This window comes from Pseudomonas sp. BNK-45, assembly GCF_047456255.1.
GTDB lineage: Bacteria > Pseudomonadota > Gammaproteobacteria > Pseudomonadales > Pseudomonadaceae > Aquipseudomonas.
In genome coordinates, this window is sequence record NZ_CP179909.1 from 5,980,767 (window position 1) to 5,998,346 (window position 17,580).

The window sequence follows — 17,580 nt, forward strand, 5'->3', positions numbered from 1 at the left end:
ACCGGAGCCTGCCATGCATCCCGTGAATTTCACCCAGGCGCATCTCGGCATGCTGCTGTGGGCGGCGTTGATCGCCGCATCGTTCTTCGCCGCCGCCCAGGTCAACCAGGCCATCGACCCGGTGCTGCTGACCGCGCTGCGCCTGCTGTTCTCGGCCCTGATGTTCGCCCCCCTGCTGTGGCTCAAGGGCTCCTCGGCGATGACCCTGGCGGGGCTGCGGGCCCATGCCGTGCTGGGGCTGCTGCTGGCGCTGTACTTCGGCTCGCTGTTCGAGGCCTTGCGCTACACCTCGGCGGTCAACACCGGAACCCTGTTCACCCTGGTGCCGCTGCTGACCCTGGTGCTCGAAGGCTGGCTGCTGCCCGGCGATCGCCAGTCCCGGCGCTGGCCGGCGATGCTGGTGGCCGGCGCCGGGGCCCTGCTGCTGATCCTCAAGGGTGGCACCCCGGGGCAGTGGCCGTCGTTGTACGCCATGGGCGTCTATGGCCTGGGATGCCTGGCCATGGCGGCCTACTCGCCGCTGAGCCAGCGCCTCAAGGCCAATAGCCTGCAAGGGCGCAGCCCGGCGGCCATGACCTTCTGGAACATGCTGTTCGGCGCCCTGTTTCTGTTTGCCGCCAGCCTGGTCGGCGGCGGCTGGCGCAGTGCAACCCTGCTGGGCAGCCAGGATCTGCTGTGGCTGCTGTACCTGGCACTGTTCGCCACCCTGGCGACCTTCTGGCTGCTGCACCGGGCGATTGGCGTCATCGCCCCGTCCACGGTGATTTCCTACATCTACCTCAGCACCCTGTTGCTGACGCTGTTCCATTGGCTGTGGCTGGGCCAGACGCCGCGAACCGGGGAAGTGCTCGGCGCCTTGCTGGTGGCCCTGGGCATGCTCGGCCTGGTGCGCGGCAGCCGTGCGAAGGCTGCCGCGGCCTGAAATTGCCCCGGGACAGGCAGCCGCCGGCTGAGCGAAAATGCGCAGGTCGTGTTATCGGAATTTAATGTCCCGATGCTGTCCGCGAATCCCCGCTCCGGGCATTTAATTAGGACGATCGTTCCGCTAGCATCGACCCGGTTTGCGCGCCACCGGCGCCAGGTGCCCAGCGGGATGGAACGGATGCTCATCAACAATGTGCTCAGAAAACTCGACATGCAGGACCTGATGGTCTTTGTCGCGGTGTACGAGCAAAGCAGTGTCACCGGGGTGTCGGAAACCCTGTGCGTCAGTCAGTCGACGGTCAGCTACTGCCTGAAGAAACTGCGCAACGGCTTCGAGGACGAGCTGTTCGTCCACACCCGCAACGGCATGCGCCCGACCTACAAGGCCACCAGCATGTACAGCCACGTGCTGAAGATCCTGGAGAGCATCAACCTGTGTCACAGCGGCGTGCCGGCCTTCGATCCAACCCGCCAGGCCGTGACCTTCAACCTGTGCGCTCCGGAGTACTTCGAGCTGTTGATCCTGCCACGGCTGCTCAAGGGCTTCGACTACGCCGACCTGCCGGTGACGGTCAATGTGCAGAAACTGGAGAGCGATGTTCCCGCCGAGGAACTGCGCGATGGCAGCCTCGACCTGGTGATCTGTTTCGGCCCCCACTTCCATCGCAGCCACGCCGACCTGAAGTCGCAGATGCTGCTGGAGGACGATCTGGTGTGCGTCTTCGACAAGCGCGCGACGCCGCCCAAGGAGCCGCGCTTCAGCCTGCAGTCGTTCATCGAGCGGCGCCACGTGTTTCCCACGCCCTGGACCTCGGACAGCAACATGGTGGATGGCTGGCTGGCCCGCCAGGCCCACAAGCGGCAGATCGTCGCCCGCTCCAACAGCTACAGCGCGGCGTTGAAGATGATCACCGGCACCGACTTCATCCTCACCCTGCCGCGACGCATCCAGGGCCTGCTGGCCAACGAGGCGGTGTTCAGCCACTGCGAGGCCCCCAGCGGGCTGCCGGGGTTCACCCTGGATATGCAATGGAGCGAGCACACCGATCAGGACAGTGCGCAGACCTGGTTCCGTGAACAGGTGGTCAAGGTCTGCGCCGAACCGGGGCTGGTCTAGCCGTCAACGACCGATGGCGGCCTTGCTGTAGGAAGCGCGGTCGATATCGATGATCTCCACGCACAGTTGCACCTGAATGTCCGCTGGCCAGGGCGCCAGGTCCTGCAACACCGCCAGCAGGCTCTCGGACAAGTGCTTCTTGACCTCCGGCGAACGGCCGCTGAGCAAGGCCAGCTTGACGTGGACAAAGGCCCGCTCGCCCAGGCCCGTGCCGACCCGGAACGCCTCGACCTTGACCGCGCGGCTCTTGATATCGAACTCGTCGGAGAACTGCCCGGACGCCACCAGCCCGTGGTTGAGTCGCAGCAGCGCCTTGTCGACGTCCAGTTGCGGCAGGTTGGCGGTGTATTCCATATGCAGGTGCGGCATGGCAGGACTCCTGGTCTGTCAGGGAAAAAGGCGCTCCATACTACACAAGCCGCAGCCGCCGACCGAACAGGTTGTTGGCCTCATTGCCCCGCCGTCGACCTCCGCTCACGCAGGGCCAGGGTTTCCCAGGCCGCCACGCCCACCATCACCAGCGTGCTCAGGCTGCCCAGGGCCAGGGCGGACAACAGCTGGCTGCCGGCCGCCGGCAACAACAGCAGGAGCACCAGCAACCCGGCCAGGTGCGACAGCGGCGGCAACGGCCGGTCGTTCATCACCCACTTGAACAGGGCGCAGCCCAGGAGAAACAGCCAGGGGCCGCCAACGATCACCAGCACCCCGGCCGGACTGGCGTGATCGGGGTGCATCAGCACCAGTTCATCGGCCACGGCGCTGACGATGATCCCGGCCACGATCAGCAGGTGCAGGTAGGTGTAGGCAATCCGCGCCTGGCGCCCCGGATCGGCGGAATGGGCGATACGGTGATGCGCCCGTTCGGCACCGCTGTCGAAGTACACCCACCACATGGCGATGCTGCCCAGCACAGCCACCACGAAGCCCAGCAGGCCCTGGGCGCTGGTGGTCAGCTCGGCGAAGGTGGCGCCGGTCACCAGCAGCGACTCCCCCAGGGCGATGATCACGAACAGGCCGCAGCGCTCGGCCATGTGATTGCCTTCCACGTTCCAGTCGGCCAGGGTCGAGCGGCCCAGCCCCGGCACCCAGAAATACAGCGACGGCGACAGCACCTCGATGGCCAGGGCCAGCCCCCAGCACGCCAGGCGCTGCGGACCTTCAAGCAGGCCGCCGGTGATCCAGAAGACCCCGGAGAACAGCAGCCACAACAGAATCCGCTGAAAATTGCGGGTCATGTTCAACGGCTCGCCGCGCACCGCCCACAGGGAATAGGCGGTGCGCCCCACCTGCATGAACACATAGGCGCCGGCGAACAGCAGGCCGCGCTCACCGAAGGCCTGGGGAATCGAGGATGACAGCAGCAGCCCCGCCACCATCAGCACGAACAGCCCGAGGCGGATCGGCAGGGTTTCCGGATCCAGCCAGTTGGTGATCCACGACGTGAAGATCCACACCCACCACACCGCCACCATCAGCAACGCCACCTGCACGGCACCGCCCAGGGACAGATGGGCCAGCAGGGAATGGGACAGCTGGGTCACGGCGAACACGAACACCAGGTCGAAAAACAGCTCGACCATGCCAACCTTGCCGCTGTCGTGGCGGCCACGCCCACGTAACAGGGAACGGGAACGACTCATGGGCACACTCCACCGATCAATGTTTCACCCGAAGACCTACACAGCAAAGCAGCCGCCAGCGCCAATGCCAAGCGGGCGGCCTCCGTTCACCGCGCCGCTGTAGCCGCTGCCGCAGGCTGCGACCCAGTGCGCAGGACTGGCAAGGCCGCCCACCCGATCCGCCGGGCATGCCGCATGGGGCAGGTTTCGGGCCCGCTGCGCGGTCCATCGCAGCCTGCGGCAGCGGCTACAGGGCATGTTGAGGGTCAGCTCGCCAGGGGCGCCCTTTCACTCATGAAGGCTTCCAGGCGCGAGCGCAGCCAGCGTTCCGCGGGATCGCTGTCGACGTGGCTGAGCCAGACCATGGACAAGTCCAGGGTCGGGGTCTTGAACGGATAGGGCTCGACAAACAGCTGGCCCGAAGCGGCCATGGCGGCCGCCGCATAGTCCGGCAGGCTGGCGAGCATGTCGGTGCCAGCCAGCAGCGCCGGCAACGAGCTGTACTGCGGCACCGACAGCACCACCTGGCGGGTGCGGCCGATTTCCGCCAGCCACTCATCGGCGAAACCGGCGACATTGGCGGTGTGGGACACCAGCACATGGGGCCGCGCGCAGTACTCATCGAGGGTCAGCGGCGTATCGCTGGCATCGGCCCGCAGCACGCTGGGCTGGATGTGCCGCAGCAACTTGCGCTTGGCATTGGCCGGCAGGCCGCGGGTCTGGCTGATGCCGACGGTGATATCGCCCGAGGCCAGCAGATCGGGAATCCGCCAGTAGTCCACATGCTGCACCACGACCACCACCTGCGGCGCTTCCTGGCGCAGGGCCCGCAGCAGGGGCGGCAACAGGCCGAACTCGACGTCGTCGGACAGGCCGATGCGAAAGGTCATGCTACTGCTGGCGGGATCGAAATCGTGGGTCAGGCTCAGGGCCGAGGACAGCGCGTCCAGGGCCGGCGACAGGTGCTGGATGATCTGCTCGGCGCGCGCTGTGGGCTCCATGCGATGGCCGACCCGGATGAACAGCGGATCGTTGAACATCGCTCGCAAACGGTTGAGGGCGGAGCTGATGGTGGGCTGGCCGAGAAAGAGCTTCTCCGCCACCCGGGTGACGTTGCGTTCAAGCATCAACGCCTCGAACACCACCATCAGGTTGATGTCGGCCTTGCGCAGTTCATTGCGATTCATCGGTGCTCCCCCGGTCCCCAGACGGAGGTCAGTGTAGAAAGGCCTGTGGGCCGGCGTCCAGGTAAACACCCGAGGCCGGCGGCCGGTGCTTCAGTCGAAGGTGAAGTTGAACTGGGCGCTGCTGTTGGCTGCCCCCTCGGTGACGGGACCGGTGCGAATGTACTGGGCGCGAAAGCTGAAGCTGGCGCTGTCGCTGCCTAACAGGCGCTCCATGGCGTATTGAGTGCCATTGCAATGAATCCGCGGGATCTGCTCATTGAACATGACGATGCCAACGCCCTTGGCGACGGACCGCCCCTGATCCTGAGCCGATTGAGTCAGCCCCAGTATCCCTGTCGGGTCGCAGCGCGAGGCCGGTTCGGTGCTGAACGAAACCTTCGGCAGGCTGTTGAACGAGCAGTCGTTGACCTCAAGCCTGGCCATGGCCGAGGGCGGCGAGGTCGAGCCCAGTGTGGGAAAGTCATGGGCCGAGGGACTGCCCAGGCGCAGCGTGACGTTGCGGGTGACCACCTGGCACTGGGCGGTGAACTTGACGCCTTCGGAACCAAGCAGGTCGTGCTCGTTGAGCAGCAGTTCTTTCGCACAGCGTTCTCGGTTGTTATGCGGCGGTAGCTCCAGCAAGTGTTGTCCGACCTGGGCCACGCCCGCGTCCAGGTCCAGCGCATACATCGCCACCTGAACACCGGAGAGGCTGTTGACCTGCAGCGATCCCTTGGGTAACTCATTGGCGGGTCGGGTCAGAATCAGCGAATACACGTAGTTCATGAAGTCTTTTTTCAGCTCGCCGTTTGAGCTCTCCACCCTGTATTTTTTCAGTACCAAGGGATAGAAATTACCCGTCAGTCTCTGGGCGTCCGAGCCTGAAGGATAGGCCGTCACTTTAAAACTGATGCCATCGATATTGGTCGGAACGATGCCATCGAGAAACCTGATCCCCGGAAAATGCGCACCTAAAACCAATTCATGCGGCTCCTTGGTTACAGACTTCCCAGTGGTGTATTCAATGATCGGGTTCACCTGACGCTGTTTCAACACGGACCCCACCGGCGTGCTCCGGGTCAGTGGCGTGACCTCTACCCAGTCCTGGGCAGGGCTGTCATAGCTACTGAATGAGCACCCCTCGGCCTTGCCCTGGGTAACGGCGTACACCGGTGCGCTCGCCTGCACGCCCAACAGCATCAGGATGATCGCGCGCATCAACAGACCGCGCCGTCGCCCATCGGTGAGGAGCCTGGACCATGGATCACTCATCGGTCATTGCCTCTTTTTCCAAGCCGGCCCCAGGTGCACGCTGCGGTGCCCCGGGAGCCGGTCAATCGAAAGTGAATAGGTGGCAAGTGCCCGGCGCGCCAGGGCTAACCCTTGGCCGCCGGGCCGAGGTCTTGCCAACGCTCCTTAGTCCATCAGGCCGTTGGAAACCCGAGCCGAGGAGTAGGTGCCGTGGTTGACGCCGATCTGGTTACCGTAAGTCTGGAAGTAGGCCCAGACGGTATCGACCTTGCCGGTGGATTTCGAGCCTTGGATCCGCCCCTCGTTAACCCCCACCAGCCCACCCAGGGTGGCACGCCAGCCGCCACTGACGCGGCCACGGGATTCGGAGTTGACGATCCGCGACTGGTTGTCGCCGACCAGGCCCCCGACCTTGCTGTGCCAGGTTCCATGGACATTGCCCGTCGCCACGGCACGCTCGATCACGTGGTCGTAGTAATCGGCGTTGAAGCCCACCAACCCACCCACGGAGCTATAGGTATCGCCAAAGACCTTGCCGTGAGCCGCAACCGAGACCAGGTCACCATCGTTGTAGCCGACCAGACCGCCGATATTGCTCTTGGCGTAGCCCTCCACCGCGCCCAGCGCCTTGGCATCGTAGATCAGGCCACCGATATTGCTACCGACCAGACCGCCGACGTTGGCCTTCACACCTCCTTTGACATCGCCCTTGGCCTCGACGTAACCGCGGATGGTGCTGTCGTCACTTTTTCCGATCAGGCCACCCAGGTTCGTGCCGAAGCGGTCAATCACATCGCCAGTCGCCTTGACGTTGCTCACCACGCTCTGGTTCTGCTGCGAGCCGATCAGCCCCCCAGCGGACTCGCTGCCCACCCCGTAAACGTTACCGCTGGCACTGGAACCGCTGATGGTGCCAGAGCGGTTGAACCCGACCAGGCCGCCAATATGACTACCCAGCGAGCCGTACACGGTCATCGAGGAACTGGAGCCGGTAATGGCGCCGTCCTGGTTGTTACCCACCAGCCCGCCCAGGTTCAGTCCCTTATAGAGTGGATTGTAAGTACCGATGGTGCCCTTGCTCGACGAGTTGGAAATCACTGCGCCATTGTTGATCCCAACCAGTCCTCCGGCGCCGCCCATGGCCTGTTTATACATCTTGGTGGTGATATCGACATCACTGGCACTGCCGCTGATGAGACCGGTTCTGCCATTGCCGAAGCGGTTTTCCCCGGCCACGCCGCCGATGGCCGTGGTCAGGCTGCCGCCGTACAACGAACCGGCTACCGAAGAGTCGCTGATCGAGCCACCGTAGTTGACCCCCACCAAGCCGCCGACCTTGTTGCGCTGGTCGCTATTGGCAGAAACCTGCATATCGCGGGCACTGACCCGTTCGATGCTGCCGCTGTTGCGCCCCACCAGACCGCCAATTTCACTGAAGCCGTTGCGGCTGTTTTGTCCGTTGACGGTGATCGAGGCCAGCTTCAGATCGCTGATGGTGCCGGAGGACTGGCCGAACAATCCGGCATACAGGCCCGAGCTGTTGATGGTGAAGCCACTGATAGTATTGCCCAGACCGTTCAAGGAACCGGTGAACACCTGGTCGCCGCCAATCGAGTTGATGCTCCCCGAGCCCTTGATCTGATTGCCCAGCACATAGTGGTCATCGAGCTTGTTGCCGATGGCCTGCAACTGCTGGCTGTTCTGGATCACTTTGTGCTGCTTGCCATTGACGTCAAACCCGGCGCTCTTTCCAGACAAGGTCACCAGTCCCTTGTCGCCCACCACCAGTTGCTCGCCATGATTGACCCCCAGGCTGTTGTTGGCGCCGGTGAGGCTCACGTGACTGTCGAGCCGGACCGACTTGGCGGCATTCAATTGCAGACGCGAGTTGGTCCCCGTGGCGCTGATCCGTTGATTGACCTTGACGTCCTTGGCAGAGGTCAGGGCCAGTTGGTTGCCGCTTTTCCACTCGACCGCAGCGGCCACCGCTACATCGCCATCGCGGCTACGCAGATCAACGTTGGTGTTGTTCAGGTTCTGGGAGAGCGTGCTTTCGACCAGGGTCGGGTTGCCGGGCTCACCCGTGGAACCCACCTTGACCTCATTGGACTCGACGATCCAGGTGCCGGTACGACCGTTCCTGGAGCGGGTATCGACCTCGGCGTTGAGTTCGACCCGGGTGACCGCGCCCGAGGTTTGCACCGTACCGCCGTTGCCGTCGGTGGCTAAGGCGTTGGCCGTCAATTTGCCCCCCACATTGACCACGCCACGCTCGCCACCGTCCAGGACAATACGTCCTTCCTTGCTGGACAGGGTATTGGCCTCGATCACCCCCTGGTTGTTGACCACTGCCTGAGTCAGCGCATTGGTGCTCTTGGCCAGCATCAGCACCTGACCGCCATCGGCCTTGAGCACTGCGGTGTTCTGCGCCAACGCATTCGCGGCGGCACCGTTGATCTGCAAGTTGATCAGATTGTCGTTACCCAGGCTCAGGGTGAAGTCGTTGCCGGCCCCCAGGACCACGGAGCCCTGATTGGCGACGATTTCGCCGTTGTTGCGCACCCGCGCGCCCAGCAGCGCCACGTAGCCACCATCGGCCGCGGTGATCTTGCCGTCGTTGATCACTTCCACCGCCGATTTACCGGTGAACTGATAGCGACCGTTATTGAAATCATCGTCACTGATGCCACGGGTCGAGGCCACCAGGCCACCCACGTTGACCTGGGCGCCCTGACCGATCAGCACCCCGTTGGGGTTGATCAGAAACACCTGGCCGTTGGCATTCAGCACGCCCTGGATATTACTGCCCCTTAAGCCGGTCACCCGGTTCAGGGCGATGGACTCGCGTCCCGGCTGGTTGAAGGTCACCGATTGATTGGCGGCGATATTGAACTCGTTCCAGTTGGTGATCAGCTTGTCGGTCTTTTGATTGATCACCAGGTTGTTGCCATTGACGTCGTAATTGGCACTGCCGGAAACCAGCGTGCCGCCTTCGGGCAGCGCCATTGCCGGCGTCAGTCCTCCCAGGGCCAGCAAGCCGGCTGCCATCACCAGCAACCCCTTGCGCCCACCACTGCGACGCCGGCGCCGCGCGCCCTCGCAGGTTACGCTCCAGCGACCTTGGGCCTGGTTCCATACCAACGCATAAATCTTGTTCACGATGACTCCTTATTGACGTTTAAACGCCCTGCTGTTTTTCGCAGGGCGGCACCACTTCCAAAGCACACGCAGGCCTTCAGAAAAACTGTGTCGCGTTCACCCAGATCCGTGGGGTGCGCTCGGGACCGTCCCCGGCCTTCCGGTTATCCTGGGGCCAGGCACTGCTCAGGTTGAGTTGCCGCCGCTCGCCGCTCCAGCGCGCCCCCAGGCCCGCCGATTGCAGGCGCTGGGTGTTGATCTCGTTCGTCCAGGGCAGGCGGTTGACCTGCACGTAGCCCTTGTCGGCAAACAGGCTCAGTTGCCAGCCGGGTGCCAGGGCGTAGCCCAGTTCCAGGCCGGCCTGCCAGCCCTGGTCGCCAATGCCGGCGCTCAGGGGATAGGCGCGCACCCCATAGGGGCCGCCCAGTCCCATCTTTTCCGAGCTGTCGAGGTTGGCCGAGGTCCACTGGGCATTGACCTGGGCTTGGAGCTGGAAGCGGTCGCCCAGGCGCTGCAGGCGCGCGAGCTGCAGGTTGGTCTTGGCGAAGCCGCCGCCGGTGGCGGCGGTATAGCGATCCAGGCGCTGCTCAAGAGCGTCATCGAAGGTCAGGCGACCCGAGCCGTAGGACAGGCTGAACTGGTTGTAGCCACCGCCGAAGAAGTGGTCCTGGCGGTTGCCGCCCAGGCTCAGGGTCCACAACTCGATGTGCTTGCGCTTGCTCAGCTCGAACAGGTCGATGTCGTCGCGCAGCTGCTTGTTCTCGTATTGCAGCTGCGCGCTCAGGTCGAAGGTCCGGCCCCGCAGGATCGGCTGGGCGAGGAAGACACTGTGGACACGGGCCTGGCCGTTCATCTGCAGCTTCTTCAAGCGTTTTCTGTTGAGCTCGTAGCTCATGTGCGAATAGGCCGCGCCGACCCGGGTCGACCAGGGCCCCACCGGCAGTTGATAAGCGCCGCGCCAGTAGCGCTGGTCCCGATCGCTGCCCAGCAGGCGCAGGTTGATCTGGTCCCCCAGGCCCAGGGGATTGTTCAGGTTGAAGCTGCCCCCCAGGCGAAACTCGCCAGTGTGGTAGCCACCGAAGTTGTCGGCCTCCAGACTGCCACTGGCCCAGGGACCGGGCTGCGCCTGCACCAGCAGGTCGCTGGTGCCGGGGACCTGCCCCGCCCGCAAGGTGCCGTTGACCCGGACCCCGGGCAGGTCGTTGAGCAGCAGCAGGCTGCGCTCGAGGTCCGCGCTGTTGACCGCCGCACCAGCGTCCAGTGCGGCCAGCGGCCCACGCAGTACGGCGTCCCGGGCACGGGACTGGTTGCTCAGCTCGACACGTCCGTAGCGGCCTTCCATGACCTCGATGCGCACCACACCGCCATCGACTTCCTGGGCCGGCAAGAAGGCCCGGGCCAGCAGATAGCCCTGTTGCTGGTAATGGGCGGTGATGCGCTGCGCTGCGTCACGCAAACCGCCCAGGTCCAGTTCCTGTCCGCGCAGATCGTCCAGCAACGGCTGCAGGTCCTGATCGCTGAACACCTGATTGCCCTCGATGACGAAGGCCTTGACCCGCAAGCGCACCCCCGAAGTGTCCGGGGCTGGGGTCGAACGCTCGGCCTTGGGCACCTCCAGCCGCACCTCATCGCTGGGCGGCGGCAGCGCCGGCTGGGTGGCTTCGATGTCCCGTATGGCCTGTCCGGCGCTGGGCACCTGGACCCGCATCTGCGCCTGCGCCAGCGTGGGCAACAGCAGCGCCAGCAACATCCCCGGACGCAGCGCCGACGGCACTCGCGCCGGCCCCGCACCTCGTCCCTTGCCTCCACCGGCCGGCCGCCCGGCCGCCGTACCACTAGGGGTGTATTTGCACACTTCCACTCAGCGTCTCCCCGCTGTCTAAAACCACTTGGTATCGAACGTCTGTCATGGCGTCGCGCAACGCCGGCGCCACGGGTAAAGGCAGGCGCACCGAGCCGAACGGCTCGACGGTGATGCCCTGCCAGGTGATGGGTGGCTGCAGGTCGCCCACGGCCAGCTGCGCCAGGGACACGTAGTACGGCGTCGGATTGCTCACGTTGAGCACCGCAGCCCCTGCCGCCTGCGCCGCCGTCTGCAGGTTCCAGCGCAGTTGGCGTACCGCTTGGTCGGCGCGCCCAGGCAGGCCCTTGGGGCGATACAGCAGCTTCATGCGCAAGCGATAGCTGACGCGCAGCTGGTTGCCGCTCAGGGGTTGCAGGGACGGCACTTCCAGAAAGTTGAGCCAGAACAGCGACTCGCGATCAGCGGGCAGCGGCTCGCCGCTGTGACGCAGCGACAGGACGGCACTCTGCTGCGGATCAAGCCGCGACAACGGGGGCGAAAGCACGAACGGCACTGCCAGCCGGCTCGGATCCACCGAGGGATCCCCCTGGTCCAGCCAGGTCTGCAGCAGCAGCGGCGCCGAGCCGAGATTGCCGGCCCGGATGCTCAAGGCCGCCAGCCCCTGGGGGTAGATGAAACGCGTGCCGACAATCGACAGGTCGGCACGGGCGCCCTGACTGCACAGCAGCAGCGCCGTCCCCAGCAGGCACAGGTCACGCCCCACACGAACAAGCCAGCCCCTCAAGATGCAGGCTCCATGGCGCTGGCGCCCGACTGCGACAGGCCGCGGCACGGCAGGTCGAGCAGAAGCGAATCGTTGCCCGACCGGGTCGCGGGCGCCGGCAATACGTAGTCGATCAGGCACTGCTCGGCGGGGTCTTCGCCCCACTGCACACGGATGCGGCCGCGGTCCTTCTCGCTGCGCAGCACCAGGCGACTGCCCTGCCCCACCGCCCCCAGCTCCTCGCCGCTGTCGGCGTCCAGGGCACTGGCGGCAAAGGGCAGCGGTGCACCATCGGCCTGCCGGCTGTCGACCAGAAACGCCCGGGCCTTGCGGGTCGGGTAGGACAGCCTGACCACCGCCCCCGCCCTGGGCGCGACGTTGCGTGAACTGACCTGCAGCTCGACATCCTCGGCCATGCCGCTGGGATCCAGGTCCACGGTATTGAGCTGATAGGGCGCAAGACTCGGCAACACCGCATACCCCTGCCCGTCCACCTGCGCACCGGCATAGCCGACACTGGCGCCACTGGCATGGGGGGCATGCACCAGGGCCGCGGTTTCACTCAGGGTCTGGGACAGGGTCAGGCCCCCGGAATGCAGGAGCATGCCGCCGGAGGCGCCCAGCGACTGGGCCCGGTAGTCACGGCCCTGGGACAGGCTCGAACTTAAGGCCACCTGCGGCAGGTAGTAGCTCAGATTGGCGTTGGTCGAGGTTTCCCGCGGCTGGGCATCATGGGACACCGACACGCCATAGGAGGCGGTTTCACGCTCGCCCAGCGAGCCAGAAATGCCGCTGGAATAGTGGGCACCGGAATTCCGGTCGTGGCTGATGAAGGCGTTGGCCAGGGTGGAACGCCCGGCGACGCCCCCCAGGGGCAGCGACAGGCTCAGGCTCCACAGGGTGTTCTCGCTGCTGGTGCGCCGCCCCGAAAACTGGCTCGAACCCTGGGTCCGCTGGACGCTGAAGGCATAGCTGAGGCCGCGCCACTGGTGGTTGTAGCCCATGGAGTAGTTGCGCGCCCGACCGCGGCTGTTCCAGTAGTTGAGGGAGGAGCCGTTGAGGTAGAAGTCACCGCCGATGCCGTCCACCCGTTGGTTGATCGTCACATCCAGCCGATCGCGGACCCGGGCGAAGTCGTCGAACCGCGCCCCTCGGTTGACGAAGTCCTCCAGGTCGATGGCGTCCCTCAGGCTCAGATAGCCCCGGGTGGAATAGCGATAAGCCAGCAACGAGAACTGGGTGCCGCTGTCATGCAGGTTCTTGCTGTAGGAAAGACGCAGGCTGGAGCCCTGCAGGCTGCCGTTGCGCGGCACCTGGGTGCGGGACTGGGTCAGGTCGAGGCCGAAACCGCCGAACTCGGTGTTCAGCGCCGCGCCGATCAGGCCGGCCATGTAGCTGCCGGTGAGCGAGGCGCCGGCATAACCGGTGACCTGGTTGTCCAGCCCCCGTTGCAGGGTGCCCTGGGCCACGTACTGATGCTGGCCACGCCCCCCGGCCCTGATCACCTGGCCGCCGCTCAGGCTGTAGCGGGTATTCCCCGGACGCAGGTGGCGGGCCATGGTGGCAAAGGGCACGGTAAAACGCTGGGTGCGACCGTCGGCCTCGGTAAGGGTCACCTCCAGGTCGCCGCCAAAGCTGGCGGCCTGCAGGTCGGCAATCTCGAAGGGGCCCGGGGCGACGGTGGTTTCATACACCAGGTAACCGCGCTGATACACCGTGACCTTGGCGTTGGTATTGGCCGTGCCGCGCACCACCGGGGCGAAATAGCGCTGGGTGGTGGGCAGCATGCGTTCATCGCTGAACAGCTTGATGCCGCGAAACGACACCGAATCGAACAGTTCGGCATCGGTCACGCTCTCCCCCACCAGCAATTGCGAACGCCAGTCGGTCAGGTCGGTCTGGCCATAGATATAGCCCCGTTGATAATCGCTGCCGCTGTCGGGCGACCAGGACAAGGTGCCGCTGTGACGCAGGCGCAGGTTTCCCAGGTTCAGGCCCATGTTCAATCCGGCATAGCCGTTGGTACTGCGCCGACCACGGCTCTGGGAGCTGAACAGGTTGGTGCTGTAGTTGAGCCGGGCCGCGTTGATGCCCCCGTCCCAACTGGCCGGATCGACGTAGCTGGAAGCGAGTTCAGGCAGCACGAACAGCTGGGGCACCGAGAGCTCCAGCTGCTGCTCGGCCATGTTGACCTTTGTCGTCACGTGGGGGATGTAACTGGCCAGGTCGCCGCAGAACACCCCGTCGCCCTGCAACGGATGACGGGCAGGCGCCAGCGCGGCGTCGACTTTGTTCAGGTCGATGCCCAGTTGCTTGAGCAAAGCGCGGTCGTAGCAGGGCTGGCTGCCCTGGGGATCATCGCTTTCGCGCAGTTCGATCTCGATCAGCCCGCGCCAGGCACCGCTGACCCGCACATCCAGCAGGTACTTGCCCGGCGCCACGTAACCCGGGCGCTCGAAGCGCTGGGTGTCGATGAGGGTTCCCGGCCCCTTGAACAGCATCTGGGTATCGAAGAACACCGGGCTGTTCTGAGACGCGTCGCCGGCCACCTCCGACGGCGTGGCCTGATCAGCGCTCGTCGGCTGGGCCGCCACAGGAGCCGCCAGCCCCAGCAGCCCGGCCAGCACCGACAGTACGCGCAAGAGCAGGGCCGTACCCTCGCCAGCACAGACTCGAGCACGCACAGGAAAACCCAGCCAGCAGGGCTGCACACCGAACATAATCGACACCAATGCACTCAGCGTCCAAAAACAACCTGGGCCAAGAGCGAAATTGAATTAACAGGGCAACTAGAGAAGGTTCTTTTCAAGCGGCACTCGGCCGCCGAAGTCGTTGACCACTTCAAAGCGCACCGCCGCATTGCGAGGCGCTCTTTCGGCGTTTGCCGGCCAGGCGAAGGACTCCCGGGCAAAGGGCGCGACCATCCCGGCCCCCAGGTCGACGCTCCGCCCCTGCGCTTGCACCTCGACCTTGCTGAAGGACAGGTAATAAGGCGTCGGATTGGACACCTGGATGACCGGACCTGAGCTCATGTCCCTAGCCACTCCTGCGGGCTCGAACTTCCAACTGAGCTTGTCCACCGCCGAATTGACATTGACCTGCAAGTCCGTAGGACGAAAGAACAACTTGATCCGGTGGCGGAAGGTAAAGGCCAATCGGTTTTCATCCTGTTTCTGTTGTGGCGGAACTTCCAGGATATTCAGCCAGTACAGCGATTCACGATCAGCAGGCAATGGTTCTTTCGAATAACCAATACGCAGTACCGCCGCGGCATTGGGTTCCAGGCGACTGAGTGCCGGAGTCAGTTGAAAAGGCACTTTCATTTCTTCAGGCGCCTTACTGGCATCGCCATCGTCGATCCAGGCCTGTACCAATATGGGCATGCTGCCCGGATTATTCATTCTCAGTGTTACATCACGGGCATTCGCCGGATAAACCACACGAGTGCCATGAATAACTATTTCCGCATTGACTGCCGAGGAAAACAAAGCCAGAAAGATGGCGCCGATAACGAAAGTTTTAAACACATGCGCTTTCGGCGCCATGAGCAACTCCTTATATAACTGACGGACGTCAGTTGTACGTCACATCGAAGTTGATATTGGAGTCGGCACGACCTTCGACGATCGTGTCGCTGACCGCCACATAGGAGGCCTTGAACTTCAGCACGGCCTTGTTGCCCACCACATCGGCCACCTGCTGATTGTTGTTTTCCGAGAGGTCGATTTTCCCCGGCGTGGCGCCGTTGTTGTGAATCTGGATCTGCACGCCCGACGCCGAACCGGAACCGCTGTCGATCAGACGCAGGTTGCCGGTGGCGTTGTCGATGAAACCGTCCTTGTGGAAGCTGACCGAGGCCTTGGAGCCGTCGGTGCAACCTCCGCCACTGAGGTTGATGTTGAATTCCTTGAATTCGGAGGCGGTGCCGATGCCGCCGGCGAAGACCGAAGGCAGGACGTTGCCGAACTTGACCGTGCCAGTGTTCGCTCCGGACTCGTTGGCATCGACCTGAACCTTGCAACTGACGCTGGAGATCAGGCCTTCGAACTTCACATTGCCGGAGTTGATACCGGTCTCTGCGTAACTCAATGCCGGAGTCAATGCCGCAAGCAGCAACCCGGAGGCCGCCTTGGATGCAAAAGATTTAAGTTTCATCTGATTCCCTATTATTAAAAACCGTCTAAGAGCACAGCATTCAAAACAACATCGCCCTCCCGAGACGTACAGCCTTGCTGAACTTCGAGCCAACGAAACATGAGTTGAACACCACAACAACCTCGATCAACTGCAATCGCCCACAATGAAATACATCTCGCCAACAGGCATCTGCGTTCCATCCAGAGCGACGATTACGATACCGATCGCACTCTTCTTTTAGAATAACGACCAATCTTCATATACCGAGGAGTGCTCCCTAAATGAACAAGATTTTTCTTGGGAACTTGTACTACTTATAAAAAACACCACTAAGCAGACGAACAACAACTCATAAATAAGACACTTCTTATATATGGTCTCGTACAGTGTAAAGTCGCGAAAATCCGCAGGAATTGCGCCCTGTAGCGCGCGGATCGAATGACGGTCGGCCGGGTCCGGGCCGCAGCAGTGCTCGCACAATGCACCGGGCGCGCTGCCGAGGTCGAGTTGGTGTCGAGCACCGTGCCGCTGATTGACGACTGATCGATGGAGCCACCGTGATCGACCCCGACCACCCCGCCAAGGACGTTGTCGCAGTCGCTCGCGGCGCTCACTGCCAGGTCGCTGGCGCTGCCGCTGATGTTCATCGAGGCAGGAGTCATGGCCACCCGGTGGCGCCCTGGAACAGGACGTGTCCGACGCGTTGGCAAAAAACGCAGGCAACAAAAAAGCCCCGGAAATCGATGATTTCCGGGGCTTTCATTTGTATGGCGGAGAGATAGGGATTCGAACCCTAGGTACCGGTGAAGGTACAACGGATTTCGAATCCGTCCCATTCGGCCACTCTGGCATCTCTCCAACGGCGCGCATCATAACAGCACATTTGCTCGAAGCGAAGCCCCTTGAGCGAATTTTTTCCGTGCTATCAGATGCTTGCGTCGATTACAGCGGTACGCCGAGGCGCTGGGCCACTTCTTCGTAGGCTTCGATGACATCACCGAGGCCCTGGCGGAAGCGATCCTTGTCCATTTTCTTCTTGGTGTCCTTGTCCCACAGACGGCAACCGTCCGGGCTGAACTCGTCGCCCAGGACGATGGAACCGTCGCTGAACACGCCGAACTCCAGCTTGAAGTCCACCAGCAGCAGGCCGGCGTCATCGAACAGCTTGCTCAGCACTTCGTTGACCTTGAGCGACAGCTCTTTCATCCGCGCCAGTTGCTCGGCGGTGCCCCAGCCGAAGGCCACCACGTGGGATTCGTTGATGAACGGATCGCCCTTGGCGTCGTCCTTGAGGAACAGTTCGAAGGTGTAGGGGTTGAGTTTCATGCCCTCTTCCACACCCAGGCGCTTGACCAGGCTGCCGGCCGCGTAGTTGCGCACCACGCACTCCACCGGAATCATGTCGAGCTTCTTCACCAGGCACTCGTTGTCGCCCAACAGCTTGTCGAACTGGGTCGGAATGCCGGCGGCTTCGAGTTTTTGCATGATGAAGGCGTTGAACTTGTTGTTCACCATCCCCTTGCGGTCCAGCTGCTCGATGCGCTTGCCGTCGAACGCCGAGGTGTCGTTGCGAAACAGCAGGATCAAGCGGTCGGCGTCATCGGTCTTGTAAACCGACTTGGCTTTGCCGCGGTAGAGTTCTTCACGTTTTTCCATGATGG

General features: G+C 63.3%; 13 protein-coding genes and 1 tRNA gene. 2 read left to right on the plus strand and 12 right to left on the minus strand.

Annotation, left to right across the window (positions count from 1 at the left end; genetic code table 11):
* Nucleotides 1–13 precede the first annotated feature (13 nt).
* Together ACMGG8_RS27105 and ACMGG8_RS27110 are read left to right on the plus strand one after the other, a co-directional pair.
* Nucleotides 14–922 (plus strand): DMT family transporter, encoded by a 909-nt coding sequence (locus ACMGG8_RS27105; protein WP_414158751.1) that lies wholly within the window; start codon nucleotides 14–16, stop codon nucleotides 920–922.
* A 180-nt stretch (nucleotides 923–1,102) separates the two neighbouring features.
* Nucleotides 1,103–2,041 (plus strand): LysR family transcriptional regulator, encoded by a 939-nt coding sequence (locus ACMGG8_RS27110; RefSeq protein ID WP_060838016.1) that lies wholly within the window; start codon nucleotides 1,103–1,105, stop codon nucleotides 2,039–2,041.
* Nucleotides 2,042–2,044: 3 nt separating this feature from the next.
* Here ACMGG8_RS27110 and ACMGG8_RS27115 read toward each other — a convergent pair whose 3' ends face one another.
* The 12 genes from ACMGG8_RS27115 to purC form a co-directional block, all read right to left on the minus strand.
* A complete protein-coding gene (locus tag ACMGG8_RS27115) occupies nucleotides 2,045–2,410 on the minus strand; it encodes a 5-carboxymethyl-2-hydroxymuconate Delta-isomerase (protein WP_060838015.1) in 366 nt (121 codons plus the stop codon).
* 80 nt (nucleotides 2,411–2,490) lie between these two features.
* Nucleotides 2,491–3,681, minus strand: coding sequence for a low temperature requirement protein A (locus ACMGG8_RS27120; RefSeq protein WP_414158752.1), 1,191 nt, complete (start codon nucleotides 3,679–3,681; stop codon nucleotides 2,491–2,493).
* A gap of 245 nt (nucleotides 3,682–3,926) precedes the next feature.
* Entirely contained in the window at nucleotides 3,927–4,847 is a 921-nt protein-coding gene (locus tag ACMGG8_RS27125) for a LysR substrate-binding domain-containing protein (RefSeq protein ID WP_060838013.1), read from the minus strand.
* Between the two features lie 90 nt (nucleotides 4,848–4,937).
* On the minus strand, nucleotides 4,938–6,098 hold the full coding sequence (locus tag ACMGG8_RS27130) for a fimbrial protein (protein ID WP_414158753.1): 1,161 nt from the start codon (nucleotides 6,096–6,098) through the stop codon (nucleotides 4,938–4,940).
* Nucleotides 6,099–6,242: 144 nt separating this feature from the next.
* Nucleotides 6,243–9,236 carry a GLUG motif-containing protein gene (locus ACMGG8_RS27135; RefSeq protein WP_414158754.1) on the minus strand — a complete coding sequence of 998 codons (2,994 nt, stop codon included), beginning with the start codon at nucleotides 9,234–9,236 and terminating at the stop codon, nucleotides 6,243–6,245.
* Between the two features lie 76 nt (nucleotides 9,237–9,312).
* The gene (locus ACMGG8_RS27140; protein ID WP_414159985.1) at nucleotides 9,313–10,965 is read right to left on the minus strand and encodes a ShlB/FhaC/HecB family hemolysin secretion/activation protein; all 1,653 of its coding nucleotides are present in this window, start codon (nucleotides 10,963–10,965) and stop codon (nucleotides 9,313–9,315) included.
* A gap of 85 nt (nucleotides 10,966–11,050) precedes the next feature.
* On the minus strand, nucleotides 11,051–11,803 hold the full coding sequence (locus ACMGG8_RS27145) for a molecular chaperone (protein WP_414158755.1): 753 nt from the start codon (nucleotides 11,801–11,803) through the stop codon (nucleotides 11,051–11,053).
* Complete coding sequence (locus ACMGG8_RS27150; protein ID WP_414158756.1) at nucleotides 11,800–14,424, minus strand: fimbria/pilus outer membrane usher protein; 2,625 nt, start codon at nucleotides 14,422–14,424, stop codon at nucleotides 11,800–11,802. The genes ACMGG8_RS27145 and ACMGG8_RS27150 overlap by 4 nt, the downstream gene beginning before the upstream one ends.
* Before the next feature lie 147 nt (nucleotides 14,425–14,571).
* Nucleotides 14,572–15,327 (minus strand): molecular chaperone, encoded by a 756-nt coding sequence (locus ACMGG8_RS27155; RefSeq protein WP_060842743.1) that lies wholly within the window; start codon nucleotides 15,325–15,327, stop codon nucleotides 14,572–14,574.
* A gap of 28 nt (nucleotides 15,328–15,355) precedes the next feature.
* Nucleotides 15,356–15,937: a fimbrial protein gene (locus ACMGG8_RS27160; RefSeq protein WP_082729189.1), complete on the minus strand. Its 582-nt coding sequence runs from the start codon at nucleotides 15,935–15,937 to the stop codon at nucleotides 15,356–15,358.
* Nucleotides 15,938–16,687: 750 nt separating this feature from the next.
* Nucleotides 16,688–16,777: transfer RNA gene (locus tag ACMGG8_RS27165), tRNA-Ser, on the minus strand.
* An 84-nt stretch (nucleotides 16,778–16,861) separates the two neighbouring features.
* Nucleotides 16,862–17,575 carry a phosphoribosylaminoimidazolesuccinocarboxamide synthase gene (gene purC, locus ACMGG8_RS27170; protein WP_060838001.1) on the minus strand — a complete coding sequence of 238 codons (714 nt, stop codon included), beginning with the start codon at nucleotides 17,573–17,575 and terminating at the stop codon, nucleotides 16,862–16,864.
* Nucleotides 17,576–17,580 lie beyond the last annotated feature (5 nt).

What these genes read in the sequence shown, in the direction of transcription:
- purC (WP_060838001.1), bottom strand. Translation starts at nt 17,575, where the DNA reads ATGGAAAAACGTGAAGAACTCTACCGCGGCAAAGCCAAGTCGGTTTAC.
- ACMGG8_RS27160 (WP_082729189.1), bottom strand. Translation starts at nt 15,937, where the DNA reads ATGAAACTTAAATCTTTTGCATCCAAGGCGGCCTCCGGGTTGCTGCTT.
- ACMGG8_RS27140 (WP_414159985.1), bottom strand. Translation starts at nt 10,965, where the DNA reads ATGTTGCTGGCGCTGCTGTTGCCCACGCTGGCGCAGGCGCAGATGCGG.
- ACMGG8_RS27125 (WP_060838013.1), bottom strand. Translation starts at nt 4,847, where the DNA reads ATGAATCGCAATGAACTGCGCAAGGCCGACATCAACCTGATGGTGGTG.
- ACMGG8_RS27155 (WP_060842743.1), bottom strand. Translation starts at nt 15,327, where the DNA reads ATGGCGCCGAAAGCGCATGTGTTTAAAACTTTCGTTATCGGCGCCATC.
- ACMGG8_RS27105 (WP_414158751.1), top strand. Translation starts at nt 14, where the DNA reads ATGCATCCCGTGAATTTCACCCAGGCGCATCTCGGCATGCTGCTGTGG.
- ACMGG8_RS27120 (WP_414158752.1), bottom strand. Translation starts at nt 3,681, where the DNA reads ATGAGTCGTTCCCGTTCCCTGTTACGTGGGCGTGGCCGCCACGACAGC.
- ACMGG8_RS27115 (WP_060838015.1), bottom strand. Translation starts at nt 2,410, where the DNA reads ATGCCGCACCTGCATATGGAATACACCGCCAACCTGCCGCAACTGGAC.
- ACMGG8_RS27130 (WP_414158753.1), bottom strand. Translation starts at nt 6,098, where the DNA reads ATGAGTGATCCATGGTCCAGGCTCCTCACCGATGGGCGACGGCGCGGT.
- ACMGG8_RS27110 (WP_060838016.1), top strand. Translation starts at nt 1,103, where the DNA reads ATGCTCATCAACAATGTGCTCAGAAAACTCGACATGCAGGACCTGATG.